This window comes from Pseudomonas sp. 1152_12, from assembly GCF_052850675.1.
Window position 1 is genome coordinate 86,153 of sequence record NZ_VXCW01000014.1, and the last position, 24,868, is coordinate 111,020.

Annotated in this window: 19 protein-coding genes; 8 read left to right on the top strand and 11 right to left on the bottom strand. The window is 60.8% G+C overall.

From position 1 onward, the window contains the following. Positions 1-4 precede the first annotated feature (4 nt). The 5 genes from FW764_RS23410 to FW764_RS23430 all read left to right on the top strand — a co-directional run bounded on the left by FW764_RS23410 (position 5) and on the right by FW764_RS23430 (position 5,185). Entirely contained in the window at positions 5-1,063 is a 1,059-nt protein-coding gene (locus FW764_RS23410; protein ID WP_446435943.1) for a LacI family DNA-binding transcriptional regulator, read from the top strand. Between the two features lie 87 nt (positions 1,064-1,150). Further along, positions 1,151-1,933, top strand: a complete 783-nt coding sequence (locus FW764_RS23415) for a sugar phosphate isomerase/epimerase family protein (RefSeq protein WP_446435944.1) — start codon at positions 1,151-1,153, stop codon at positions 1,931-1,933. After that, positions 1,926-2,867: a sugar kinase gene (locus FW764_RS23420; protein WP_446435945.1), complete on the top strand. Its 942-nt coding sequence runs from the start codon at positions 1,926-1,928 to the stop codon at positions 2,865-2,867. Before FW764_RS23415 ends, FW764_RS23420 begins: the two co-directional genes overlap by 8 nt. Positions 2,868-2,912: 45 nt before the next feature. Continuing rightward, positions 2,913-4,208 carry an MFS transporter gene (locus FW764_RS23425; protein WP_446435946.1) on the top strand — a complete coding sequence of 432 codons (1,296 nt, stop codon included), beginning with the start codon at positions 2,913-2,915 and terminating at the stop codon, positions 4,206-4,208. Continuing rightward, on the top strand, positions 4,208-5,185 hold the full coding sequence (locus tag FW764_RS23430; protein ID WP_446435947.1) for an NAD(P)-dependent oxidoreductase: 978 nt from the start codon (positions 4,208-4,210) through the stop codon (positions 5,183-5,185). The genes FW764_RS23425 and FW764_RS23430 overlap by 1 nt, the downstream gene beginning before the upstream one ends. Positions 5,186-5,260: 75 nt before the next feature. Here the strand turns inward: FW764_RS23430 and FW764_RS23435 are convergent, their stop codons facing one another. The 10 genes from FW764_RS23435 to FW764_RS23480 form a co-directional block, all read right to left on the bottom strand. Next, positions 5,261-6,964, bottom strand: coding sequence for an AMP-binding protein (locus FW764_RS23435; RefSeq protein WP_446435948.1), 1,704 nt, complete (start codon positions 6,962-6,964; stop codon positions 5,261-5,263). A gap of 30 nt (positions 6,965-6,994) precedes the next feature. Beyond that, on the bottom strand, positions 6,995-8,293 hold the full coding sequence (locus FW764_RS23440) for an acetyl-CoA C-acetyltransferase (RefSeq protein WP_446435949.1): 1,299 nt from the start codon (positions 8,291-8,293) through the stop codon (positions 6,995-6,997). Further along, a complete protein-coding gene (locus FW764_RS23445; protein ID WP_446435950.1) occupies positions 8,290-9,180 on the bottom strand; it encodes a MaoC/PaaZ C-terminal domain-containing protein in 891 nt (296 codons plus the stop codon). The genes FW764_RS23440 and FW764_RS23445 overlap by 4 nt, the downstream gene beginning before the upstream one ends. Positions 9,181-9,183: 3 nt before the next feature. Beyond that, positions 9,184-10,527 carry a 3-oxoacyl-ACP reductase gene (locus FW764_RS23450; protein WP_446435951.1) on the bottom strand — a complete coding sequence of 448 codons (1,344 nt, stop codon included), beginning with the start codon at positions 10,525-10,527 and terminating at the stop codon, positions 9,184-9,186. A gap of 92 nt (positions 10,528-10,619) precedes the next feature. Beyond that, entirely contained in the window at positions 10,620-13,145 is a 2,526-nt protein-coding gene (locus FW764_RS23455) for an acyl-CoA dehydrogenase (protein WP_446435952.1), read from the bottom strand. A gap of 233 nt (positions 13,146-13,378) precedes the next feature. Next, complete coding sequence (locus FW764_RS23460; RefSeq protein ID WP_446435953.1) at positions 13,379-14,830, bottom strand: outer membrane protein transport protein; 1,452 nt, start codon at positions 14,828-14,830, stop codon at positions 13,379-13,381. Positions 14,831-14,950: 120 nt separating this feature from the next. Then, positions 14,951-15,454 carry an alkane oxidation protein activator PraB gene (gene praB, locus FW764_RS23465; protein ID WP_446435954.1) on the bottom strand — a complete coding sequence of 168 codons (504 nt, stop codon included), beginning with the start codon at positions 15,452-15,454 and terminating at the stop codon, positions 14,951-14,953. 134 nt (positions 15,455-15,588) lie between these two features. Further along, the gene (praA, locus tag FW764_RS23470; RefSeq protein ID WP_446435955.1) at positions 15,589-16,083 is read right to left on the bottom strand and encodes an alkane oxidation protein activator PraA; all 495 of its coding nucleotides are present in this window, start codon (positions 16,081-16,083) and stop codon (positions 15,589-15,591) included. 135 nt (positions 16,084-16,218) lie between these two features. Beyond that, positions 16,219-17,499: an alkane 1-monooxygenase gene (locus tag FW764_RS23475; RefSeq protein WP_446435956.1), complete on the bottom strand. Its 1,281-nt coding sequence runs from the start codon at positions 17,497-17,499 to the stop codon at positions 16,219-16,221. Positions 17,500-17,757: 258 nt separating this feature from the next. Further along, positions 17,758-18,756, bottom strand: coding sequence for an alpha/beta fold hydrolase (locus FW764_RS23480; RefSeq protein WP_446435957.1), 999 nt, complete (start codon positions 18,754-18,756; stop codon positions 17,758-17,760). Between the two features lie 276 nt (positions 18,757-19,032). Here FW764_RS23480 and FW764_RS23485 point away from each other — a divergent pair, with 276 nt between their 5' ends. Genes FW764_RS23485 through FW764_RS23495 form a run of 3 tightly spaced genes read left to right on the top strand, consistent with a single transcriptional unit; the run spans position 19,033 to position 22,319 of the window. Next, positions 19,033-20,568, top strand: a complete 1,536-nt coding sequence (locus tag FW764_RS23485) for a flavin-containing monooxygenase (protein WP_446435958.1) — start codon at positions 19,033-19,035, stop codon at positions 20,566-20,568. Next, entirely contained in the window at positions 20,565-21,455 is an 891-nt protein-coding gene (locus FW764_RS23490) for an SDR family NAD(P)-dependent oxidoreductase (protein ID WP_446435959.1), read from the top strand. The genes FW764_RS23485 and FW764_RS23490 overlap by 4 nt, the downstream gene beginning before the upstream one ends. A 15-nt stretch (positions 21,456-21,470) precedes the next feature. Next, on the top strand, positions 21,471-22,319 hold the full coding sequence (locus tag FW764_RS23495; RefSeq protein ID WP_446435960.1) for a metal-dependent hydrolase: 849 nt from the start codon (positions 21,471-21,473) through the stop codon (positions 22,317-22,319). On the opposite strand, the gene FW764_RS23500 is transcribed toward FW764_RS23495, so the two are convergent. Further along, complete coding sequence (locus FW764_RS23500; RefSeq protein WP_446435961.1) at positions 22,316-24,388, bottom strand: EAL domain-containing protein; 2,073 nt, start codon at positions 24,386-24,388, stop codon at positions 22,316-22,318. The genes FW764_RS23495 and FW764_RS23500 overlap by 4 nt on opposite strands. Positions 24,389-24,868 lie beyond the last annotated feature (480 nt).

Here is a 24,868-nt window from a genome sequence, read left to right on the forward strand (position 1 = left end):
CACCGTGACCCCATTTTCCGCCGCCCAGCGCAGCCGCGTGACCATGCTTGACGTCGCCGAGCGCGCCGGTGTGTCCAAGGCCAGCGTGTCGCGTTTTATCGGGGATGACCGCGCCCTGCTCTCCGACGCCATCGCCCTGCGCATCGAACAGGCCATCGACGACCTCGGCTACCGCCCCAACCAAATGGCGCGCGGTTTGAAACGTGGTCGCACGCGTTTAATCGGCATGCTGGTGGCCGATATCCGCAACCCCTATTCCATAGCCGTGATGCACGGCGTCGAAACGGCTTGCCGCCAACACGGCTACAGCCTGGTGGTGTGCAACACCGACCGCGATGACGAACAGGAACGCCAACACTTGGCGGCGCTGCGCTCGTACAACATCGAAGGGCTGATCGTGAACACCCTCGGCCATCACCTTGACCAGTTGCTGGAACTGCAGCAGGAAATGCCGCTGGTGCTGGTCGACCGTAAAGTCGAGCCACTGCACAGCGACTTGGTCGGCCTGGACAATCCCGCAGCCGTGCGCATCGCCGTCGAACATCTGCAACAGCAGGGTTATCGTGACGTATTGCTGGTGAGCGAAGCCGCCGACGGCACCAGTTCACGCTTGGAGCGACAGGCCAGTTTCAACGCCGAAATTGCCGCCCGCCCCGGTTTGACCGGCGCAGTGCTGGAACTGGATAACGCGCTGGAAACGCACTTGCAGTCCTTTCTTGCCAACCCCGGCCCCAAGGCCTTGTTCTGCGCCAACGGCATTGCCGCACTGGCCTGTACCCACGCGCTCAAGGCGTTGGGCTGCAACTTGTTTGAAGAGGTCGGCCTGATTGCCCTGGATGACTTGGACTGGTACCCGCTGGTGGGCAATGGCATCACCGCCCTCGCCCAACCCACCGAAGCGATTGGCGCCAGCGCGTTCGACTGCTTGCTCAAACGTCTGCGCGGCGATGATGCGCCGACGCGCACCCTGGATTTTTTGCCGGCATTAATCATCCGCGGCTCCACTCAATCCCTTGTGGGAGCTGGCTTGCCTGCGATGACGGTTTATCAGACGAAGCAGTAATCGCCTGACACACCGTCATCGCAGGCAGGCCAGCTCCCACACTTGTTCTGCGTCGAAAAATGAAACCGGTTTCAGAGGTAAACAATAATGCATAAATACCCCGTCTCCATCAGCCTCTCCAGCTACGGCGCTGACCTGGTTCGCCAGCAGGGCCAGCTGAGTTTTGTCGCGTTGCTAAGCGCGGCCGGCGCCCAACGCATCGAATGGCGTGAAGAACTGCTGACCACCGAGCAGCCTGCCACACTGGCCCAGGCCGCCGCCGCGCACGGCCTGGAGTCGCTGTTCTCCTCGCCCCTGGAGCTCTGGGTCGCTGGCCGCGCGCAACCGAATGCCGAACTCGCCACCACGCTGGACCGTGCCCAGGCATTCGGCGCGCGCTGGCTGAAAGTCTCCCTTGGCTACTTCACCGACACCAACGACCTGCAAAGCCTGCACGCCCTGCTCAACCGTCACCCGGTGCAGCTGCTGGTAGAGAACGACCAGACTCTGCACGGCGGGCGGATCGAGCCGATGCAGCGTTTTTTCACTGACGTTGAGCGCCTGGGCCTGCCGGTCAAAATGACCTTCGACATTGGCAACTGGCAGTGGCAGGACCAATCCGCCCTCACCGCTGCGCGGCTGTTGGGACGGCACGTGAGTTACCTGCACTGCAAGGCCGTGGCGCGGCGCCAGGACGGCAAGCTGGTGGCCCTGCCGCCCGGCGCCACCGACCTGCACCTGTGGGAACAACTGCTCAAACATATGACTCAAGGCATTACCCGGGCTGTGGAATTCCCGTTGCAAGGCGATGACCTGATCGACGTCACCGCGCAACAGGTTGCCACCCTCGCCCTCCTTGGCCAGCCCCGTGCGGAGAATGCCCATGTCTGAGATCGATATTCTGTCGTTTGGTGAAACCATGGCGATGTTTGTCGCCGAGCAGACCGGCGATTTGGCCCAGGTGGCCCAATTCCATAAACGCATTGCCGGGGCCGACAGCAATGTCGCCATTGGCTTGTCGCGCCTGGGTTTCAATGTGGCCTGGCTGAGCCGGATCGGTGATGATTCCCTGGGGCGTTTTGTGGTCGACACGTTGAAAAGCGAAGGCTTGGATTGCCGACATGTGGCGGTCGACCCAGAGCATCCGACCGGCTTTCAATTCAAGTCCCGCGAAGAAGCCGGCGCTGACCCGCAAGTGGAGTACTTTCGCAAAGGTTCGGCGGCCAGCCATTTGTCTATCGCGGCCATCAGCCCCGCGCTGCTGCAAGCGCGGCACCTGCATGCCACCGGCATTCCGCCCGCGTTGTCCGAGGCTACACGCGAGCTGTCCCGCGAGCTGATGACGCAAATGCGCAAAGCCGGACGCAGCGTGTCATTCGACCCGAACCTGCGCCCGTCGTTATGGGCCAGCCAGTCGCAGATGATCGGCGAAATCAACGCCCTGGCCGCCCTGGCAGATTGGGTGTTGCCGGGCTTGAGCGAAGGTCGCTTGCTCACCGGTTTCGATGACCCGGCCGACATCGCCGCGTTCTACCTCGACCAGGGCGCCGAAGCCGTGGCGATCAAGCTTGGGCCGGACGGCGCCTATTACCGCACCCAGATGGACCAAGGCTTCGTCGCCGCCGTGCCAGTGGCGAACGTGGTGGACACCGTCGGCGCCGGCGACGGTTTTGCTGTCGGCATGATCAGCGCGCTATTGGAAAACCTGTGCTTTCGCGAAGCCGTACTACGCGGTAACTGGATCGGCAGCCGCGCCGTGCAGAACCGCGGCGATATGGAAGGTTTACCCACGCGTTCACAGTTACCCACTCGATCCGTTGCATGACCCATACCCTGTTGCCACAACTACAACAAGCTCAGGAGCAACTCCATGGATACCTTGAAACTCGCCACCCGCCGCTGGTGGTACATCATGCCCATCGTGTTTATCACCTACAGCCTGGCCTACCTGGACCGCGCCAACTACGGCTTCGCCGCCGCCTCGGGGATGGCCGAAGACCTGATGATCACCCCCGGCATGTCGTCGCTGCTGGGCGCGCTGTTCTTCCTCGGGTACTTTTTCTTCCAGGTGCCGGGGGCCATCTACGCGCAAAAACGCAGCGTTAAGAAGCTGATTTTCGTCAGCCTGATCCTCTGGGGCGGTCTCGCCACCCTGACCGGCGTGGTGTCCAACGCCTACATGTTGATCGCCATTCGCTTCATGCTCGGCGTGGTTGAAGCCGCAGTAATGCCGGCGATGCTGGTGTACCTGTGCCACTGGTTTACGCGTGCCGAACGCTCACGCGCCAACACCTTCCTGATCCTCGGCAACCCGGTAACCATGCTGTGGATGTCGGTGGTTTCGGGCTATTTGGTGCAGCATTTCAGCTGGCGCTGGATGTTTATCATCGAAGGTTTACCGGCGGTGATCTGGGCGTTTATCTGGTGGAAACTGGCGGACGAAAAACCCGCGGACGCCAAGTGGCTGAGTGAACAACACAAAAAAGACCTGGAAAGCGCCCTGGCCGACGAGCAAGTCGGGATCAAAGCGGTGAAGAACTACGCCGAAGCCTTCCGCTCGCCGAAAGTGATCATCCTGGCGCTGCAGTTTTTCTGCTGGAGCATCGGCGTGTACGGCTTTGTGTTGTGGCTGCCGTCGATCCTCAAGGCCGGTTTGCAGATGGACATGGTCGAAGCTGGCTGGCTGTCGGCACTGCCTTACCTGGCGGCCGTGATCGGCATGCTCGCAGTGTCGTGGGGCTCGGACAAACTGCAAAAACGTAAACGTTTTGTGTGGCCGCCCTTGCTGATTGCCTCCATCGCGTTCTACGCCTCCTACGTGCTCGGCGCCGAACACTTCTGGTGGTCCTACACCCTGCTGGTGATCGCCGGGGCCTGCATGTATGCGCCCTACGGGCCGTTCTTCGCGATTGTCCCTGAGATCCTGCCCGCCAACGTCGCCGGTGGCGCCATGGCGCTGATCAACAGCATGGGCGCGCTCGGTTCTTTTGGCGGCTCGTACCTGGTGGGTTACCTCAATAGCAGCACCGGTTCGCCCGGCGCCTCGTACCTGCTGATGAGCGGTGCCCTGATGCTGGCCGTGGTACTGACAATTTTCCTCAAGCCCGGCGCCAGCGACCGAGTACGCGCGCCGATGCCCACTCTTGGATTGAAGGTGAAAACCTGATGAAAAAATCTGTGGTTTTATATAAAAAGCTCTCCGCACCACTGATGGCCCGCCTGCACGAGCAGGCCGACGTCACACTGATTGAGGCGCTCGATGAACCGGGCCTGGCCAAGTTGCGCGAAGCCCTGCCCAACGCCCAAGGCCTGCTGGGCGCGAGCCTGCGCCTGGATGCCAAGCTGCTCGACCTGGCCCCAACTCTTGAGGCGGTGGCCAGTGTCTCGGTGGGCGTCGACAATTACGATATCGAGTACCTGACCCAACGCGGCATTCTGCTCAGCAACACCCCGGACGTGCTCACCGAAACCACCGCCGATACCGGCTTCGCGCTGATCCTGGCCACCGCTCGCCGGGTGGTCGAACTGGCCCACATGGTGCGTGCCGGCCAATGGAACAACACCATCGGCCCGGCACATTTCGGCAGCGACGTGCATGGCAAAACCTTGGGCATCATCGGCATGGGCCGCATCGGTGAAGCCTTGGCCCAGCGCGGACATTTTGGTTTTGGCATGCCGGTGATTTACCACAGCCACTCGCCCAAGCCGTTGGTGGAGGAACGCTTCGGCGCGCAGTACCGCAGCCTGGAGGGCTTGCTCAAGGAAGCTGATTTTGTCTGCCTGACCTTGCCGCTGACCGCCGAAACCGAGCAATTAATTGGCGCTGAAGAATTCGCGCTGATGGGCCAGGAGACGATCTTTATCAACATCTCGCGCGGCAAAGTCGTCGATGAAGCAGCCCTGATCGAAGCGCTGCAACAGCGCACGATTCGCGCGGCGGGATTGGATGTGTTTGAGCGCGAGCCGTTGAATCATGACTCGGCGTTGTTGCGTTTGAATAATGTGGTGGCGACGCCGCATATTGGCTCGGCGACCCACGAAACACGTGAGGCGATGGCCAAGTGCGCGGTGGACAATCTGCTGGCGGCGCTGGCGGGTGAGCGGCCGAAAAACCTGGTGAATCCAACCGCCTGGAAACACTGATCGCCTAGATTTACACAACACCCATGTGGGAGCGGGCAAGCCCGCTCCCACAGTTAGATCACCTACACCGGTAAATCAGCGCAAGGCGCGGCGCAGTACTTTGCCGACGGTGGTCTTGGGCAGTTCGGTGGTGCGAAATTCCACATACCGCGGCACTTTGTACCCTGTCAGGTATTCCCGGCAGTGAGCAAGGATCTGCTCCTGGGTCAGGTTCGGGTCTTTGCGCACGACGATGATTTTCACTTTCTCGCCGGTCACAGCGTCTTCCACGCCGATGGCCGCCACTTCACTCACGCCTGGGTGCAAGGCCACCACGTCTTCGATTTCATTCGGGTACACGTTGAAGCCCGAGACCAGAATCATGTCCTTCTTGCGGTCGACCAGGCGGATATAGCCGCGCTCATCCATCACGCCGATATCACCGGTCGACAACCAGCCCTCAGCATCCAGCACTTCGGCGGTTTCCTTCGGGCGCTTCCAGTAACCCTGCATCACCTGCGGCCCGCGCACTTGCAGTTCGCCCTGTTCACCGATGTCGGCCAACTCGCCGTCCTCGCGCATAAAGCGCACCCAGGTCGACGGCAAGGGCACGCCAATGCTGCCGGTAAACGCCATTTCGCGCATGCGTGAGATGTCGATAGGGCTGATGCTCACCACCGGCGAGCATTCGGTCAGCCCGTAGCCCTCGATGATCGGCAGCCCGGTCACCTCCTTCCAACGCTTGGCCACCGCCGTGTGCGTGGCCATGCCGCCCGCGATCACCATGCGCAGGTCGGAAAAGTCCCGCGCGCAGAATTGCTTGTTTTCCAGTAAGCCATTAAACAAGGTGTTGACCCCGGCAATCCCGTTAAAGCGCTCTTTGCGCAGGATCATCTGCACACGCTTCACGTCACGCGGGTTGGCGATCAGAATGTTGCGCCCGCCCAGGCACATGAACATCAGGCAGTTCACCGTCAGGGAAAAGATGTGGTACAGCGGCAGCAAGGTGACATTGGTTTCCTGCTTATTTTGGTCCAACTGGTCGCCGACCCAAGCCTTGGCCTGCAGCAGGTTGGCGATGATGTTGCGGTGGCTGAGCATCACGCCCTTGGCATCCCCCGTGGTGCCGCCGGTGTATTGCAGGAAGGCCAGCTCATCGAGGTTCATCGCCACCGGGAGATGATTGAGCGCCCGCCCCTGTTTCAGCACCTTGTTGAAGCGCACGGCGCCCGGCAGGTTGAATGTGGGCACCTGCTTTTGCACGCTGCGCAGGATGAAGTTCATCGCCGCGCCCTTCAAGGTGCCGAGCAAGTCGCCGATGGCCGCCACGACCACGCGCTTGACGCTGCTGCCGGCCACGACCTTTTCCAGGGTGTGGGCGAAGTTTTCGAAGATCACCACCGTTTCGGCGCCGCTGTCCTTGAGTAAATGCTTGAGCTCATGGGCGGTGTACAACGGGTTGACGTTGACCACCACCGCACCGGCCAGGATCGTGCCCAATAGGCAGATGGGGTACTGCAAGCAGTTGGGCATCATCAACGCCACGCGATCGCCCTTCTTTACGCCCTGGCCCTGCAGCCAGGCGGCAAACGCAATGCCTTGCACCTGCCAGTCGGCATAGGTCATTTCGGTGCCGATACTGACGTAGGCAACGCGCTCGCGAAATTTTTCCAGGTGCTCCAGGAACACCTCGCGCAGCGACGGGTAGTCTTCAATACCGGACTCGATGTCCGCCGGCACGCCGGGCAAGTAAGCGTTCAACCAGATCCGTTCGGCGTGTTCCAGGCTTACAGCGTTCATGGCAGTCTCCTTGTTGTTATTGTTTTAACGCTACTTTTCGACGATGGCGGAAATGCCCAGCCCACCCGCCGCGCAGATCGAAATCAAGCCGCGTCCGCCACCGTTCTCATGGATGGTTTTGGCCAGCGCCGCCAGTTGCCGGCCACCCGTGGCGGCGAACGGATGACCGCAGCCGAGCGAGCCGCCGTTGACATTCATCTTGCTGCGGTCGATGGCGCCTAGCGGTGTGTCCAAGCCTAGTCGCTCGCGGCAGTAATCGGCGTCTTCCCAGGCCTTGAGGGTGCACAGCACCTGCGCGGCGAAGGCTTCGTGGATCTCGAAAAAATCGAAGTCGGCAAAGCTCAGGCCTTCACGTTTGAGCATGCGTGGCACCGCATAGGCCGGCGCCATTAACAGGCCCTCAGCGCCGTCGACAAAACTCACCGCCGCCGTCTCGCCGGTGCGCAGGTAGGCCAGCACTGGCCAGCCCTGTTCAGCCGCCCATGCTTCACTGGCCAACAGCACCACCGAGGCGCCATCGGTCAGCGGCGTGGAGTTGCCCGCCGTGAGGGTGCCGCTCTGGCGGTCGTAGGCCGGGGACAGCCCGGCGAGTTTTTCCAGGCTGGCATCGGCGCGCAAATTATTGTCGCGCGCCAAGCCACGGTAAGGGCTGATCAAGTCGTCAAAGAAGCCCCGTTGGTAGGCCGCGTCCAGGCGATGATGGCTGGTCAGGGTCAGCTCGTCTTGGGCCAGGCGCTTGATCTGCCAGCGCTTAGCCATTTCTTCGCAGTGCTCGCCCATCGACAAGCCGGTACGCGGCTCGCCATTGCGCGGCAGCAACGGCTTGAAAAACATCGCCGGGCGCACCTTAAGCAGCGTTTTCAACTTCTCACCCAGGCCCTTGGCGCGATTGGCCGCGAGCAAGGTGTGGCGCAGAGATTCATTAATGCCGATGGGTGCATCGGAGGTGGTGTCGGCGCCCCCGGCAATGCCCACTTCGATCTGGCCCAGGGCGATTTTATTGGCCACCAGCAACGCCGCTTCCAGGCCCGTGCCGCAAGCTTGTTGCACGTCGTACGCGGGGGTTTCGGGCGACAGTGTGGTGGACAACAATGACTCACGCGCCAGGTTGAAATCCCGTGAATGCTTGATCACCGCGCCTGCGGCAAACTCGCCCAAGCGTTGGCCATGCAGGTTGTAGCGCTCAACCAGGCCTTGCAAAGCGGCGACGAGCAAGTCCTGGTTGCTGTCGTGGGCATACACGCTATTGGAGCGGGCAAACGGAATACGGTTGCCGCCGATAATCGCCACGCGACGAGTCGGGGCCGGGTTGAAGCTGTAGTCAGTCATCGACGGTTCTCATTCCAAATAAACAGCCCGCGCATATGCGGTTTATCGCCAGAAAAACTGCGCACTTCGAACTCACGGCGCGGGCCGGTCACAGGGCGACTCCACAGCGCGACCTGGCCGGGCAGGAGGATCGGCAATTTAAAGTCGCAGTGTGCCTGCGCCTGGTCCAGGCCTCCGGGCGGTTGCTGGGCCGCCAAGGCGCGGCCAAGTGTCCACATGCCATGGGCGATGGCGCGACGAAAGCCGAAGATTTTTGCACCGATCACCGAGGTATGGATCGGGTTGAAATCCCCCGACACCTTGGCAAACCTGCGGCCCAGGTCGGCGGGCAGCACCCAGCGTTGGGTGCGCAGCAACCCGTCGTCCTGCAAGGGCAAAACGTCATCCCACGGTTCACCGACGGGGTCTTTCACCTCGCGACGCAGGTACAGGCTGTCGCTCTCCCACACCCGCGCATCGGCGGCGTAGGCCCGCGTGGCAATGATCAGCGCCTGGCCTTTGGGATGCGCCACCCAGCGCTGGCAAAACACCTCCAGGCGCAAGGCCTGGCCTTCGTGCAAGCGCTGGTGCTGACGAATGCGATTGGCCAGGTGCACCATGCCGCTGGCCGGGTAAGGAAAGCTGGGCCGCGTCAGCAGCATCAGGTGCAACGGGAAGGCCAGCACGTGCGGATAGCACAACGGCACGCCCTGCTCGCGCCGAAAATCACAAGCGCGACCATAGGCGGCGATGCCACTGGCCGACAGTTCCACCGCCGAGCGCACCAGCCGCGCTTGGGGCAGCAGCGGTGCACCGTCGAGCTTGGGTTTGCGCAGCGCACGCACGCCATCGAGCACTAACCGGGTGCGCGACGGTGGCGGGTCGATGATCTGTGTCACGTAGTCCATGGCTCAGGCTCCCAGCAGGCTTTGGCCGCACACGCGTACGATTTGGCCATTGACCCCGCCGGACGCCGGGTGCGCCAGCCAGGCAATGGTTTCGGCGACATCAATCGGCTGCCCACCTTGGGACATCGAGTTCATGCGCCGCCCCGCTTCGCGAATCATCAGCGGTATCTTTGCCGTCATCTGCGTCTCGATGAACCCCGGCGCCACGGCATTCACGGTGATCTGCTGCGCTGCGGCCAACGGTGCGAGGCCTTGCACCAGGCCAATAACGCCGGCCTTGGAGGTGGCGTAGTTGCTTTGCCCCAGGTTGCCGGCAATGCCGGAGATCGACGACACGCACACAATCCGCCCGCCAGGATTGAGCCCCTGCTTTTGCAGCAATGCATTACTCAGTTGCAACGGCGCCTCCAGGTTGACCGCCAGCACATTGCGCCAAGCCGTCTCGGTCATCTTGGCGATGGTTTTGTCGCGGGTGATCCCGGCGTTGTGCACCACCACGTCGAAGGCACCGTATTGGCTGACATGCGCTTGCAACAGCGCAGCGGCATCGCTGGCGGTGATGTCCAGCGGCAAGGCTGAGCCGTTCACACGCTCGGCGGCTTGGCGCAGCGCTTCCTGGGCTTGGGGCACGTCGACGCAGACCACATGCGCGCCGTCGCGGGCCAGCACTTGGGCGATGGCCAGCCCAATCCCACGGGAAGCACCCGTCACCAGCGCACGCCGACCGACGAAGGGTTTGTCCCAGTTCACGGCGACAGCGCCGTCCACCGGTTTTTCCAGGCGCACCACTTGCCCCGACACATAGGCCGAACGGCGCGACAGGAAGAACCGCAAGCTGCTGTCCAGGGCATCTTCGGCACCTGGGGCGACGTAGATCAGTTGCACGGTGATCGCCCGGCGCAGTTCCTTGGCCAGCGAACGCACCAGGCCTTCAAGGGCGCGCTGGGCAATGGCCTGGGGCAAATCCCGGCAATGTTCCGGCGCGGTGCCGAGCACCACCACGCGGCCGTGGTGGCCGAGGCGTTTAGCGTTGGCGTGGAAGAACACGTAAAGCTCATCGAGCTGCTGCAAGTCGAGCACGCCGCTGGCGTCGAACACCGCGCCCTGTACCTTGACCGTGGACGGCGCCTTGAGGGTCGCCGGGGTGGCGGCGACGGTGTCGGTGGCCTCGAAAATCTGTTGCACCTGCGAGGCAAGCCGCCCTGCCCCGGCGACGATCACCGGGTTGGCCAGGCCTGGCTGGCCGCTGCGATGACGCTGCAACGGCAAGGGTTGCGGCAGGCCGATAGCCTGGGCCAGACGCCGGCCCCAGGGGGAATTGACGAAGGATAGGTAGCTGTCACTCATAAAAGGTCCCACTCACAAAACAATCCTGCCTTGTAAACCCAATCCCCTGTGGGGGCTGGCTTGCCAGCTCCCACAGTTGGACCGCGATTGTCCTAGTTCACCGAGGCGTTTTCGCCTTGGGGGGTGCGGCGTTTGGCCTTGGGCTCCAGCGCTTGCTGACGCTGCTGCAACGCTTCGAGCAAACCGAAATCCTGCGGGAAGTCGTCGACTTGAATGCCATGGTCGGCGTATTCCACATAGCGCCCCAGCAAGCTGTCTTCCTCATCACTGATCAAGTCCAGCGCCCGCGCTTTGACGCGCCAGCCGGTGAAGGCCGTGGCGCAAATCGGCATCGGTTCGATCAGGCCTTGCTTGACCGCCGACTTGAGCCGCGCTTCGATCAGTTCTACCTGCGGCAACAAGCGCAAGCCCAATTCGCCGTAAGCCAGCTTGTCGATTTCCGGGCGTGGAATATAGGAATTGGCCAGCAGGCGGTCGCGGGTTTCGCCCGGGGTTTGCACCACATCCGCCACTTGCGCCAGTAAGCGGTCCGAGGGTTTGCGCAGGGGAATACCGAACGGGAAACTCAAACCGCGCACCACGACTGCAGCGGCTTTGGAGGGGTAGTTATCGAGCACTTCGGCCAGGGCTTCATGGGCACGCAACAGCGCGTCCTGGGCCGACCAGTGCACCAGCGGCAGGTCTGCCTGGGGCCGTCCGTCATCCTCAAAGCGCTTGAGCACGCAGGACAGGATGTACAGCTGCGACAGAATATCGCCCAGGCGCCCGGTGATACTTTCCTTGCGCTTGAGTGCACCGCCGAGCACGCCCATGGACACGTCCGAGATCAACGCCAATACCACCGACAGCCGATTGGCCTGGCGGTAGTAGGACGCCAGCGCCGGCTCGGTCTTGGCCGGTACGGAAAGCAGCCGTCCACCCGTCAACGAATGCACCGCCGCGCGCACGGTATTGGCCAGCACAAAACTCACATGGCCGAACATCGCGCTGTCGAATGCCTCCAGCGCCTTGCGCCGGTCCGGGTTGCGCGCCGCTTCCATCTCGCGGAACACATAAGGGTGGCAGCGGATCAGCCCCTGACCAAAGATGATCAGGCAACGGGTCATGATGTTCGCACCCTCCACGGTGATCGCAATCGGGCTTTGCTGGTAAGCGCGGGCCAGGAAGTTATTCGGCCCCATACAGATGCCCTTGCCGGCGACGATGTCCATGCCGTCGTTGACGATGATCCGCGCGCGCTCGGTGACGTGGTATTTGGCGATGGCCGAGATCACCGAGGGTTTCTCGCCGGCATCCAGGGACGCCACCGAGACCTTGCGCACCGCGTCACAGGCATACAAATGCCCGGCCATGCGCGCCAATGGCGCCTGCACGCCTTCGAACTTGCCGATGGGCAGGCCGAACTGTTTACGCATGGCGGCGTAGGCGGTGGTGCCGCGTACCGCGACCTTGCCCAGGCCGACGTTAGCCGATGGCAGAGATATCGCGCGACCGGCCGCCAGGCATTCCATCAGCATGCGCCAGCCGTTGCCGACTTGTTCGCGGCCACCGATCACCCATTCCAGCGGAATAAATACATCCTTGCCGGTGGTCGGGCCGTTCTGGAACACGGCGTTCAAAGGCCAGTGACGACGGCCGCTGTTCACCCCAGGATGGGACGTCGGAATCAACGCGCAGGTAATCCCCAGGGAACCCGCCTTGCCGAGCAAACCGTCCGGGTCTTCGGCACGGAACGCCAGGCCCAGCACCGTGGCGATGGGCCCAAGGGTGATATAGCGCTTGTCCCAGGTCACTTTGAAACCCAGCACTTCTTCGCCTTCGTGCACGCCTTTGCAGACGATGCCCAAGTCCGGAATCGCCCCGGCATCGGAACCGGCATACGGGCTGGTCAGCGCAAAGCACGGGATGTCTTCACCGCGCGCCAGACGCGGCAGGTAGTAATTGCGCTGGGCATCGGTGCCGTAATGCAGCAGCAGTTCGGCCGGGCCGAGGGAGTTGGGCACCATCACCGAAATCGCCGCCGCCGAGCAGCGCGTCGACAGTTTCATCACCACCTGCGAATGCGCGTAGTGGGAGAAGCCTTTGCCGCCATATTGCTTGGGAATAATCATGCCGAGGAATCCGGCGTCCTTGGTGTACTGCCAGCCTTCGGGGGACATGTCCTGCCAGACCTGGGTGGTTTCCCAGTCGTTGGCAATGTCACAGAGGGTCTCGACCTCGTTATCGAGAAAGGCTTGTTCTTCAGCGCTGAGGCTGGCCGGTGCAGCCTTGAGCAGGCGGTCCCAGTTGGGTTTGCCGCTGAACAGCTCGGCGTCCCACCAGACGGTGCCGGATTCGATCGCAGCGCGCTCGGTGTCGGACATCGCTGGCATGATCGTGCGAAACAGGCCCAGGGCCTTGCTGGTCAACAACGCACGGCGCAGGGGCTTGATCGCCAGCAGCAGCGCGGGCAACACCACCAGTATCGCCGCGACGGTGGCGCCAAACCCGGCCACCACGTTGAACAGGTAACCCGCTGCCAGCCAGATAAGGCCAGCGCCCAACCACAAGGCGGCGACGGCTTGTCGATACGCCAGGGCAATCGCTGCTGCAAAGCCCACCAATAACCAGATAACCATGGGGATACCTCTACTTGATTCAGGGCGTGGCCGATGCGCAGGCCACTCGAAATGAGCGGCGGCGCAAGACCACACTACAAACTTGAAAAGACAAATTCAAATTATGTTTTGAAATTTTTATTTAATGCTTTCGCGCAACAATAACGGGCTGAACGCGTCAGCCTGCTTGAACAGCAATCAGGGGGTTAAGCCGCGAGCACCCAGATGCGCTGGGTGCTCGGGCCGCAACGGTTTTAAAACTTGTAGGTGGCAGACAGACTGACGATGTCGCCTGAAGACTCAGCCGTACCGTCCAGTCGACCGCCGCCCAGACGATCAACGTTTTGGGTTTTGATGTTGACCTTCTCAACAAACTGGTGCGAATACGCGGCATCCAGCGTCAAGCCCGGAATGGCCTTGATGTCGTAACCCGCACCCAGCGAAGCAAAGTAACGATCGCCGTCCGGGATACGTGGATCGCGCGTCGAGTTGCGCGTGGGGGTTTGGTCATACGCCACACCGGCCCGCAGGGTCAGCTCATCGGTGGCCTTGAAATCGCCACCCACGGAGTACATCCAGGCATCCCGATAGTTGTAAGGAATGGCAACGATCGTCGAGCCCTCGGACTTGAGTGTCAGGTCCTTGAAGGACGACCATTGCGTCCACATGGCGCTGATACCCAAGGTCCAACGGTCGTTGAACTGGTGCACCCAGTCGATCGCGGCAGTCGCCGGAATATCCAGCTGAGTGCTGGCATTGGCGCCGTTGGGGTACAACTTCAGCCCTGGGTACGCCGTTTCGACCAGCGTCTTACCGGTACCGAAGACGGTGTCGTCGGTCATCAAACCGTTGTTCAACGCATCAGCCCGGATCTTGTATTTACCGGTCAGCTTGTTTTTGATTTTGGCGTGGTAGTTAAGGCCCAACGAGTCTTGATCAGTCGGCTTCCAGACAACGCCAGTAAACCAGCCAACGGAGACGTTATCGACCTTGACGCGCATCAGCGCGCTGCCGACACCCGACGGAAACGCCCCATTGCCCAAACCGGGAGAGACCGACGCAGCGGAAAACAGATCGATGTTCTGGCTGACGAAGCCTTGGCTACGCTGGACGATCATGCCACCACCGATGGAGAAGTCGTCACGCACCTTGAACGATAACGACCCCGTCAGGCCGACGGTTTCGATTTTGGTGTCGACGGCAAAGTCGCGAAACTTGGAGTTTTCATTCCAGGTGGTACGCATCCCTTGTGGCACGACCTGACTGAGGCCGAATGCAAAACGGTCACCCATCGGGATGACCAGAAAACCGGTCGGCAACCAGGCGGTGAAACCACCCTGGCCACCGTCATTGTTGTTGACGACTGCCGTACTCGGGTCAAAGCTGCCATCGGGCATCACGGCGGTATTGGACGCTGGGTTACCGGCGTAATCGTAAGCCTGGCCGCTGTATTTAATCTTCACACGCGCATAGTCGACAGTCTGTTGAACCACGGCCTGGTCGACAAATGCCATGGCCGCCGGGTTGTTGTAAGCAGAGCTAGGGTCGTTCTTGAACAGAGAACCGCCGCCGAACGCCCGACCCCATCCAGGGGCACCGTAAGTCGGCGTGGAGAAACCACCCGCCTGCACGGGCGCTGTCGTCATCAGCCCCCCCAGTAATGCCAGCCCCAGCAGTGTTTGAGCCTGTTGTTTCTTAGTGATCATGCGGCACTCCTTATTATTATGCGCTCCCGGCATTGCCGGCTTACCACGTCAGCCGGCACCTCTTGCGAGGCACCGGTTTTTCAACGGGTGATCAACCCTTTGTCCTGCGACGCGCGCCCTTTATGGGTTAACGGTCAGACCGGCGGCAGTGGTGGTCAGCGAGACAATGTTGCAGCCGCCGCTCAGCGCCTGGTTAGCCGCGGTGAGGGTGTGAGTCGCAGCGTTCCAGGCCACACTGATGGTGGAAGGGCCGCAGTCGGTGGCTGGGATAACGATAGACTTTTTGATGGTGTAACCCACGTTCTCCACCTGGCCTGTAGTGCCCGACAATGCAGTCAGCTTCCAGCCTGGCGACGGGATGCTTTTGAGGGTTGGCAACGAGCACAGGCCGCCACCGGTCAGGGCGGCATTGTTGATAGTGGCAACACCGCCACTGACATTACCGCTGAAGGTAATACCGCACGTCACAGAGCCCCCGAATGAAGACGGTGACTGCACGACGATGGAGCCTGCGGTGGTGGTAAAAGGCCCTTCCGGGCTGATCGAAGCCGCATTGGCCATCGAAGCAGCACCCATGCAAACAGCCAGAGCAGTCAACGACACGAGAGTTTTCAAGCTTTTCATTGTTTTTCCTCACATGTTATGGCGAACCATTTCGCCAGGGGTAATGGCCATGATCGAGAGGTCACGGTGAAACTGCAGAACTTCCCTTTCCAGCCAAATCTCAATTCAATTACCGCTGCATCGTTAGAACGCGTTTAGTCGACAACTTTGAAGGTTGGCGGCATCGTGATGGATACCGTCTTGATCTTGCAGTCTTCACCAATCGGTACGTTCGCGGCTTCCAACTTGCCGGTGGCATTGTCCCATGTACCGTCGGCGGTTGAAGGGCCGCACTTGCCGCCCAAGCCAAACGCGTGAACATCTACGCTGATCTTCGACATGGAACCGCTCTTGGTGTCCTTGGCAACTAATACCCAAGGCAAGTTGATGGCTTCGACGCGGCTGCACTTAAGGCCGCCGTCAAATTCCACTTTATCGACATTCACCGATGAACCATCGGCCGCGACCTTTCCGGCCACCTTGATGGTGCAGTCGGCGCTGATCAGGGCGCCCTTGGAAAAGCTGATCGGCCCCTGGGCCGTAAAGGCGCTGCCGGCAGGCTCTATACGCGCGGCCTGGGCCTGGTGGTAAACAATCAGACCCAGGGCGGCCAATACGACATGGGCGGTGAACTTGGCAGGGCTTTGCATAATGTACGTCCTTCCCTTGAAATTATTGTTGTTCGGGTCAAACCACTTTCTTGCAACTAAACCGCTAAACCTTGGACGATGAAAACCTGCGCGATACACAGATCCCGAGTACGCCCATCCTGTTTTTAAATCAGATCAAAACGGCCTGGCACTGTTGCTGTACTTCTCCAGGTACTTCAAACGTTGTGACGGTTGAAGATTAGCCAGGCTGATATCGCCGGCGTAATGATTCAGTACCCGATGGTCCATGCGGCGTCGCCACAAGTACGGCACATAGGCCCAGACAATCATGCTCGCGTAGCCATAAGGCAGTTGCGGCGACTCATCAAAGTGGCGCAAAGACTGATAACTACGCGTGGGGTTAGCATGGTGATCGGAATGACGCTGCAGTTGGAACAGAAAGATATTGGTCACGATCCGATTGCTGTTCCACGAGTGCCGTGGCGAGCAACGCTCATAACGGCCGTTGGGCAACGTCTGGCGTTTCAGCCCGTAGTGCTCCACGTAGTTGACCACTTCCAGTAACGAGAACCCATAAATGCCCTGGATGATCAGGAACGGAATCACTGCCGCCCCCAGCCAGGCAATCATCGCGCCCCACAACACCACGCTGTACATCCAGGCGCTGAGCACGGCGTTCTTCCAGTGCAGCACCGGCAGGCCGAGTTTACGCAGGCGCTCACGCTCCAGGTTCCACGCCGATACGGCGCTGAGCCACACCGAGCGCGGCAAGAACGCCCAGAAGCTTTCGCCCAGGCGCGAACTGGCCGGATCTTCGGGCGTCGCCACGCGCACGTGATGACCACGGTTGTGTTCGGTGTAGAAGTGCCCGTAGAACGTCGGCGCCAATGTGACTTTGGCCAGGAACACTTCCAGCGGCTTGGGCTTGTGCCCCAGTTCGTGGGCAGTGTTGATCGCAATACCCGTGGCGGCACCAGTGGACATCGCCATGCCCAGGTAAGTGAACCAACTGATTTCGCCATGCAGCTCAGTGCGAGCGGTAATGAACGCGGCAGTTTTGGCCAGCCAGCCTGATGGGTCGAGGGTGGCGGTGGCATTGAGCAGCCCGCCGGTGATGATCCAGTCGATACCGCCGGCGGCCAGCCAGCCGGTGATCACCACGGAGGCGATCACAAACAGTACGCCGGTGTAGACGATCCAACGGTAGTAGCTTTGCGATTCAAGGTTACTGACGGCGGATTCGGGTGGGTTGCTGACGTCTTCGCCGAGCAGGCCGTCGATCAAGGGGATCAAGCCGAAGATCACCAACACGCCGCCCCACCACAGTTGCTGCACGCCAGTGGTAATGGCCAGCGCGCCGGACAGCAATGGGGTTGCCAGGGGCATGATGCCCAGCCACCAGAGATGACGTTTGCCGTCGGTCCAGACGGTCGGAGTTACCAGAGTTTGATTCATGGCAGCCTCCGAACGAGACAGATTGGAGATGCGATAAAAGGCGTTTTTTTCATTATTTTATTCGCTCTTAGGCACTTCAAAAATTGTTTCAAATTACACATTGAAATAATTTTTTTAAATAAATAGCGCGGAATCGTTAGGTCGTCAACTAGTTTCTCGAAGGCTTCTTGACGTGACCGAGCAGTCTCTTTTTCAGCCGTTTGGTCAGGTGTCTAAAGCAGGCATCGACGCCGTTGAACCGCGAGTCGGGTAGCACAACTATTTACCCGCCAGGGCAAACGGAGGGTGCAATACGGTGGCGCTTTCTACCGGCCTGACGCGTTTGGCGACTTGCTCCACCACAGCAACCACGCGCTCGGTGGCGGTGATCGGCAGCATATGCCCACGGCCCTCCACCACCTGCAGCTTCAGCCCAGGCACCTTGCTCGCCAGGGCCTGGCCGTGCTTCTGGAAGTCCAGCACCTTGTCGCGCGCGCCATAGATCAGGCCGATTGGCAGGGTCAGCTGCGGGTAGCGCTTGACCATGTCCGGCAGGTGATCATTGACCGTGTTGATCTCGGTGGAGGCGGCGTAGAAGTTGTCTGGGCGCATACCCAGCAGCCCGCCACCGCGTGTGGCGAAGTCCGACGGCGCGGCATCGGGGGCGAATACGCCCTTCACTACCGAACCTTTGGTCAGCAGGCCGACGGGCATGGTCAGGGTGTGTGACATCCAGCGCCGCAACCACGCCGGACGCACCGCGAGGGACAGGAATACCAGCGGCAGCAGGCGCTGGGGATGGGTCAGCGGCGCCACCAGAATCAACCCGCAAACCGCGTGGGGATGGTCAAGCGCCAGCGCCAAAGCAATCGCCCCGCCAAGGGAATGCCCCAGCACCAGCGGTTTATCCAGCTCCAGCGTTTTGATAAACGCAGCGACTTGCCGAGCCTGTCCCGGCAGGTCTGCCGCCGTGCCGTTGTGGCGCGTGGAATAGCCCGACCCCGGACGATCCAGCGTGATCACGCGAAAACGCTCACGCAACTGGCCGGACAAGGCATACGTCAGGTTGCGACTGCTGCCCATCAGCCCGTGAATCATCACCAGCGGCGGGCCTTTGCCTTCCTCTACATAATGAAAGCGCTCGCCATCGACCTCGACGAAGCGCCCGTTGATCGGGACAGACGCTTCAATGCGCCGTGTCATCCAGGCACTGAAGCCCCACAACACTGCGCTCGCACCCGCTAATACACCTGCAGCGACAACCCACTCAACAGCCATAGCTCGGTCCTCTGCTTCCCTGCCGCCAGCGACCTGACCGGTATTGATCAAGGCCTCAGCCAACGTCCACACCCTGGACCTAAACTGCATGCATACCGTGCTCGTCCGTCGGACAAGTCGCACATACGGAACAAGGTCCTAGCGTAGGCGAAATTTTCAGGTAGATTATTTAAAATCTTTTTTAAAATAATTAATTCATTTTTCCTTTGCAATGGTGTTCTATCTAAAAGACAAAACAAAAACAGGAGCACATCCGATGCCCATAAAGGACAGCCTATGAATGCCCACAGCGATTGCATCGACATCGCCATCATCGGTTCAGGTTTTGCCGGCCTGTGCATGGCGATTAAACTCAAGGAAGCCGGGCTCACCGACTTCTTTGTCGCCGAACAGGCCGCCACCCTCGGCGGCACCTGGCGCGACAACCACTACCCGGGTTGCGCTTGCGATGTGCAGTCCCACGTGTACTCGTTTTCGTTTGCACCAAACCCGGACTGGACCCGCCAGTTCGCGCCCCAGGCAGAGATCCGCGCGTACCTGGAGCAATGCGCACAGCGTTTCGAGCTGGCGCCCTTCCTGCGTTTCGGCATGGGCCTTGAACGTGCAGTGTTCGATGAACAGCAGCAACGCTGGCAACTGAGCTTCAGCGATGGCCGCCAGATCAGCGCGCGGGTGCTAGTGTCGGGCATGGGTGGGCTGTCGCGCCCAGCACTGCCAGATATTCCGGGGCTGGACAGCTTCAAGGGCAAAAGCTTCCACTCCCAGCACTGGGACCATGACTACTCATTGAAAGGCAAACGCGTGGCGGTGATCGGCACCGGCGCCAGCGCTATCCAGTTCGTGCCGCAGATCGCGCCGCAGGTGGCGCACCTGGACCTGTTCCAGCGCACGCCGCCGTGGATCATGCCCAAGCCCGACCGCAAGATTTCGCGCCTTGAGCGCTGGGCCTTCAAGCACCTGCCCTTCACTCAGCGCTTGGTGCGCGGGGCGTTTTACTGGGCGCTGGAAGGCCGCGTGGTCGGCTTTGCCCGGCACCCACGGCTGATGAAGATGGTGCAGAAAATCGCCCTGCGTCACCTGCACAAACAAGTTGCGCGCCCTTCCCTGCGCAAAACCCTGACACCGGACTACACCATCGGCTGTAAGCGTGTGCTTATCTCCAATGACTATTACCCGGCGCTGTCGCGCAGCAATGTCGAGGTGGTCACCAACAAGGTGCTGCGCATCGAAGCTGACGGTGTGATCACCGCCGACGGTATCAAGCACCCGGCCGACTGTCTGATTTTCGGCACCGGGTTCCAGGCCACCGACCCGCTGCCCCGCGAATGCATCATCGGCCGCGACGGCATCGACCTGATGGACGCCTGGCGCGACGGCGCCCACGCCTACAAAGGCACCACGGTGCCGGGCTATCCGAACCTGTTCCTGATTGTCGGGCCGAATACCGGCCTTGGGCATAACTCGATGATTCTGATGATCGAAGCCCAAGTCACCTACATCCTCGATGCCCTCTTGCACATGCAGCGCCAACGCATCGCCACTGTGGACGTCAAACCCGCCGTGGAGCTGGCCTACAACCAACAATTGCAAGCCAAGCTCAAGCGCACCATCTGGAGTACCGGTGGTTGCCAGAGTTGGTACCTCGACCCGCGCACCGGTAAAAACACCACCCTGTGGCCCGGCTCGACCTGGCGCTTCAAACAGGTCACGCGCCACTTCGCCCTCAAGGATTACATCGCCAACCCAATGCCTGCGCCGACACTTCGCGCGGTTACGGCGCCCCACTCCACCGCAGAAGGCAGCCTGTCATGAAGTCATTCAACGGCCGCGTAGCGGCCATCACCGGCGCAGCGTCCGGCATGGGCCGCGCACTGGCATTAGCGCTCGCCCGCGAAGGTTGCCACCTGGCGCTGGCGGACAAGAACAGCCAGGGCCTGGAACAGACCTTGGCACAGATCAAGACCTCAACGCTGGCGCCGGTGACGATCACCACCCAGGTGCTCGATGTGTCCGACCGCCAGGCCATGCAGGACTGGGCGGCGCGCTGCATGGCTGACCACGGCCAGGTCAACCTGATCTTCAACAATGCCGGCGTGGCGCTGTCGAGCACCGTCGAAGGCGTGGACTACGCTGATCTGGAGTGGATCGTCGGCATCAATTTCTGGGGCGTGGTGCATGGCACCAAGGCGTTTTTGCCGCACCTCAAAGCCAGCGGCGACGGGCATGTGATCAACACTTCCAGCGTGTTCGGCCTGTTTGCCCAGCCCGGCATGAGCGGCTACAACGCCACCAAGTTTGCCGTGCGTGGGTTTACCGAAGCCCTGCGCCAGGAACTTGACCTGCAACGCTGCGGCGTGTCCGCCACCTGTGTGCACCCTGGCGGGATCCGCACCGATATCTGCCGCAGTAGCCGTATCGACGCGAACATGACCGGCTTTCTGATCCACAGCGAGCAACAGGCCCGCGCCGACTTCGAAAAACTCTTCATCACCGACGCCGACCACGCCGCCAAGGTCATCCTGCAAGGCGTACGCAACAACAAACGCCGCGTGCTGATCGGCCGCGACGCGTTTTTTCTCGACCTGCTCGCCCGCTGCCTGCCCGCCGCTTATCAAGCCCTAGTGGTGTTCGCCAGCAAGCGCATGGCGCCCAAACAGCGCACGCCGGTGTTTGAAACCAACGACGAACCTCGTCTCTGAACAGGAGCACCTACGATGCTACCCATCCGTCGCGATATCCGTTTTGCCTTGCCTGCCGAACGCATCAAGGACTGGCATGAACAAGGCCCGTTCATCACGCACTTCTTCAACGCGTTGTCGCTGCTGTTTCCCCAGGGCGAGCTGTTTTTTATGGACAGCGTGCGCCACTACCGCCAGCGCATCGACGACCCGGCGCTGAAAATGGAGATCCAGGGGTTTATCGGCCAGGAAGCCATGCACAGCCGTGAACACGTGGCCTATAACGATCATTTACAAGCTGCCGGCCTGCCCGCGCACACCTTGGACCGGCGCCTGAAATTCATCCTCGATCTGCAAAAAAAACACCTGCCGCCGTCGTTCAACCTGGCGGTGACCATCGCCCTTGAACATTACACGGCGATGCTCGCGGAAATCCTGCTAAGTGATCCCACACGCTTTGGTGATTCACTCAAGGGCTACCAGCAAATGTGGTACTGGCACGCCCTCGAAGAAACCGAACACAAAGCCGTGGCGTTCGATGTGTGGAACACGGTGATCAAGCCCGGACCTTGGCGCTACCTGTTGCGCACCGGCACCATGCTCACCACCAGCGTATTCTTTTGGCTGGTGGTGTTGGATTTCCACCTGCGCCTGCTGATTGCCGACCGCAAGGCTGGCGGGCACATGAAGGGCTTCTGGCGCATGCTCAAGTTTCTTTACGGCCCCAAGGGCGTGTTCCCGCGCATGCTGCGGCCGTGGCTGCACTACTTCAAACCGGGCTTCCACCCCTGGGACCACGACAACCGTGCGCGCTTGGCGGGGATCGAGCGGTTGGTCGAAGAGATTGAACAGACCCAGCGCGAATACGCCGCGCAACCGGCCTAAAGTTGAGCCGCCTCGCGTTCGCGCACAAAGCGCTGCAACTGATCGCCGGGCAGTGCCTTGCTGAAATACCAGCCCTGAATAAACAGCTCAGTGCCGGTCTTCAAGAACGCCAACTGCTCGGCCGTCTCTACGCCCTCGACCACCACGCCGAGGTTGAGTGCCTCACAGAAGCGCAGCATGCCGGTCAGCACCTGGGCGCCCTTCGGGTCGCGCTGGGCCACCACGAAACTGCGGTCGATCTTGATGAAATCCACCGGAAACTGGTGCAAGTAACTCAAGGCTGAAAAACCGGTGCCAAAGTCGTCGATATACACCTTGGCGCCAATAGCCTGGAGTTTCTGGATGGTCTGGCGCGTGGCCTGGACATCACTGACCAGCGCGTCTTCGGTGATTTCCACCGACACCTGGCCATGGGCCTGGGCGAGGATCTGCACCAGACGATCAGCGTAAGCCGCGTCCGTGAGCGTGGCGCTGGAAATATTGATGGTCATCGGCAAGGCAAAGCCCTCCTTGCGCCACTTCTGGTACTGGCGCACCGCCTGGGACGCCACCCACACATCCACATCCGGCATCAACCGCGCCTGGGCCAGCCATTGCAGGAATTCCCAGGGTGAATGCACCGTGCCCTGGCTGTCCCGCGCGCGCATCAACGCCTCGCAGCCCGTGCACAGGCCAGTGCGGGTGGAGACTTGGGGTTGAAATTCGAGGTAGAACTCGTAGTCGCTGATCTGCTGGATGCGGTTGAGTTGCACGGCCTGGCGGGCCAGAGACTTGTGCGAGGCCAGCACGGGGTCCAGTTCGCGCAGGCGGCCCTTTTCTTCAAGCCCGCGAAAGGTCATGTCCAGCGACTTGAGGTACACCGTGCCGCCCTCGCTGGCCTGGCGGTGAATCGCGCGCACATACGGCGCATACACCAGGGTGCCGATGCCCAGCAGCACCACTTGCAGCACCACCGCCGCCACATCGCCATGAGTGCTCAGATAGGCATTGAGCAGCACCGGCGCGGTAAACGGCACACTGGCCACCGCAGGCGCCACCCACCCCAACTGGACCACCGTCAACGCCAACAGGGTATTGAACGCCGGCACCAGCAGAAACGGGATGAACAAGCGCGGATTGAGAATGATCGGCAAGCCGAACAGCAGTACTTCGCTGACATTGAACAACGACAGCGGCAAACTCGCCATCGCCAGCAAGCGCATGGACCGGCTCTTGGAAAACAGCAGAATCGCCAACAACAAGCACAACGCACCGCCAGACCCGCCGATAAACGCAAAACAGCCCAACAAGCCATTGTTGAGCAGGTACTTGATCGGCTCACCCGCCGCGAGTGCGGCGCTATTGAGCGCCACAGCCTGATCCAATACATCGAACAGCGGCTGCATGGCATACACACCGTGGATGCCGAAAAACCACAGCAGCGAATTCATCAGGGTCACAAACAACCCACTGCCATAAGGCGATTGCAGCGCATCCAGCACCTGCGGCCCCTGGAGTTGCGCCACATAGGGAATCTGTAACAGCAGCGACAACACCACCACCAATAACAGCGCCGTGATGCCCCCCGGCACCACCATATTGATTGCACCCCGCAGGTTATGGCCGACCAGTTCCTCGTTGACCACGCGGGTCCAACGAAAACGGTTCAGCCAGGCAATCGCCGGCACATTGAGCAGCGGCGAGGCGATGGCGATAAACAATACAAAGGTGGCCGAAGCGCGGGGGTATTCGCGCAAGACAAATGTGGCGATCACCACATGAGCCAGGCACAAAAAAGCGACGGGCAATTGTGGCAAGCGGTGCTGGATCGCCAGCATGTACCCAATGGAGGCCGCTACCAGCAGCGGAATGACCGAACTGATCTGGTTATGCAACCCAGACAGAAAGCCCACCACCTGCGGATCGAACCCCAGTACCCTGGCGCACTCGGACAGGATCAGGAAGCCGGCCGACACCAGCAGGCACGGCAGAACCCACAGCAGGCCCTCACGTATGGCGCGCAATGATTCGGTACTGGCCAAGGCCGCCAGGCGTTGAGTCAGGAAAAGTTTGAACAGCGTTTGCACCATGCCCCGCCCCTCCGACCATCGCTTTCTGCCTAGGGCGGCAGCCCCCGGAATTCTTATATAACGCTACACGGCCAGATACCGAGAGCGAAAGGCTTTTGCCACGCCACCAGCAATTATTCAGCGTTAATGTCGGCCCTTGATGTTTGTTGCGTACGGTGAATTAGCCCATGCTTTGGACTGTTAGTCTCGAACGGACTCAAGCCCGGCCCTTGCTGCGTGTGTCTTACCCGAGATCCAGGAGACGAATCCTGCCCCTTATGACCTGCGCGCCGCTGGAGTTTTCCTGCACCGGCCACGGCCAACTGAGAGGCTGGAGCGATCGCAACAGGTGGTGATTCATGCACAACCCGGATGGCACGTTCATGACCCTTGGCGTGCATAGCCAGCGTGTCTACATTGACCCTGCGGCCGAGAGGGTAACGGTGCGTTTCGTCTCCCATACGGTTGCGGCCAACGCCGCGAGTGACGGCGTGACGTTGC

What these genes read in the sequence shown, in the direction of transcription:
- FW764_RS23430 (WP_446435947.1), top strand. Translation starts at nt 4,208, where the DNA reads ATGAAAAAATCTGTGGTTTTATATAAAAAGCTCTCCGCACCACTGATG.
- FW764_RS23460 (WP_446435953.1), bottom strand. Translation starts at nt 14,830, where the DNA reads ATGATCACTAAGAAACAACAGGCTCAAACACTGCTGGGGCTGGCATTA.
- FW764_RS23435 (WP_446435948.1), bottom strand. Translation starts at nt 6,964, where the DNA reads ATGAACGCTGTAAGCCTGGAACACGCCGAACGGATCTGGTTGAACGCT.
- FW764_RS23455 (WP_446435952.1), bottom strand. Translation starts at nt 13,145, where the DNA reads ATGGTTATCTGGTTATTGGTGGGCTTTGCAGCAGCGATTGCCCTGGCG.
- praB (WP_446435954.1), bottom strand. Translation starts at nt 15,454, where the DNA reads ATGAAAAGCTTGAAAACTCTCGTGTCGTTGACTGCTCTGGCTGTTTGC.
- FW764_RS23490 (WP_446435959.1), top strand. Translation starts at nt 20,565, where the DNA reads ATGAAGTCATTCAACGGCCGCGTAGCGGCCATCACCGGCGCAGCGTCC.
- FW764_RS23420 (WP_446435945.1), top strand. Translation starts at nt 1,926, where the DNA reads ATGTCTGAGATCGATATTCTGTCGTTTGGTGAAACCATGGCGATGTTT.
- praA (WP_446435955.1), bottom strand. Translation starts at nt 16,083, where the DNA reads ATGCAAAGCCCTGCCAAGTTCACCGCCCATGTCGTATTGGCCGCCCTG.
- FW764_RS23495 (WP_446435960.1), top strand. Translation starts at nt 21,471, where the DNA reads ATGCTACCCATCCGTCGCGATATCCGTTTTGCCTTGCCTGCCGAACGC.
- FW764_RS23445 (WP_446435950.1), bottom strand. Translation starts at nt 9,180, where the DNA reads ATGGACTACGTGACACAGATCATCGACCCGCCACCGTCGCGCACCCGG.
- FW764_RS23485 (WP_446435958.1), top strand. Translation starts at nt 19,033, where the DNA reads ATGAATGCCCACAGCGATTGCATCGACATCGCCATCATCGGTTCAGGT.
- FW764_RS23440 (WP_446435949.1), bottom strand. Translation starts at nt 8,293, where the DNA reads ATGACTGACTACAGCTTCAACCCGGCCCCGACTCGTCGCGTGGCGATT.
- FW764_RS23500 (WP_446435961.1), bottom strand. Translation starts at nt 24,388, where the DNA reads ATGGTGCAAACGCTGTTCAAACTTTTCCTGACTCAACGCCTGGCGGCC.
- FW764_RS23415 (WP_446435944.1), top strand. Translation starts at nt 1,151, where the DNA reads ATGCATAAATACCCCGTCTCCATCAGCCTCTCCAGCTACGGCGCTGAC.
- FW764_RS23425 (WP_446435946.1), top strand. Translation starts at nt 2,913, where the DNA reads ATGGATACCTTGAAACTCGCCACCCGCCGCTGGTGGTACATCATGCCC.
- FW764_RS23475 (WP_446435956.1), bottom strand. Translation starts at nt 17,499, where the DNA reads ATGAATCAAACTCTGGTAACTCCGACCGTCTGGACCGACGGCAAACGT.
- FW764_RS23450 (WP_446435951.1), bottom strand. Translation starts at nt 10,527, where the DNA reads ATGAGTGACAGCTACCTATCCTTCGTCAATTCCCCCTGGGGCCGGCGT.
- FW764_RS23480 (WP_446435957.1), bottom strand. Translation starts at nt 18,756, where the DNA reads ATGGCTGTTGAGTGGGTTGTCGCTGCAGGTGTATTAGCGGGTGCGAGC.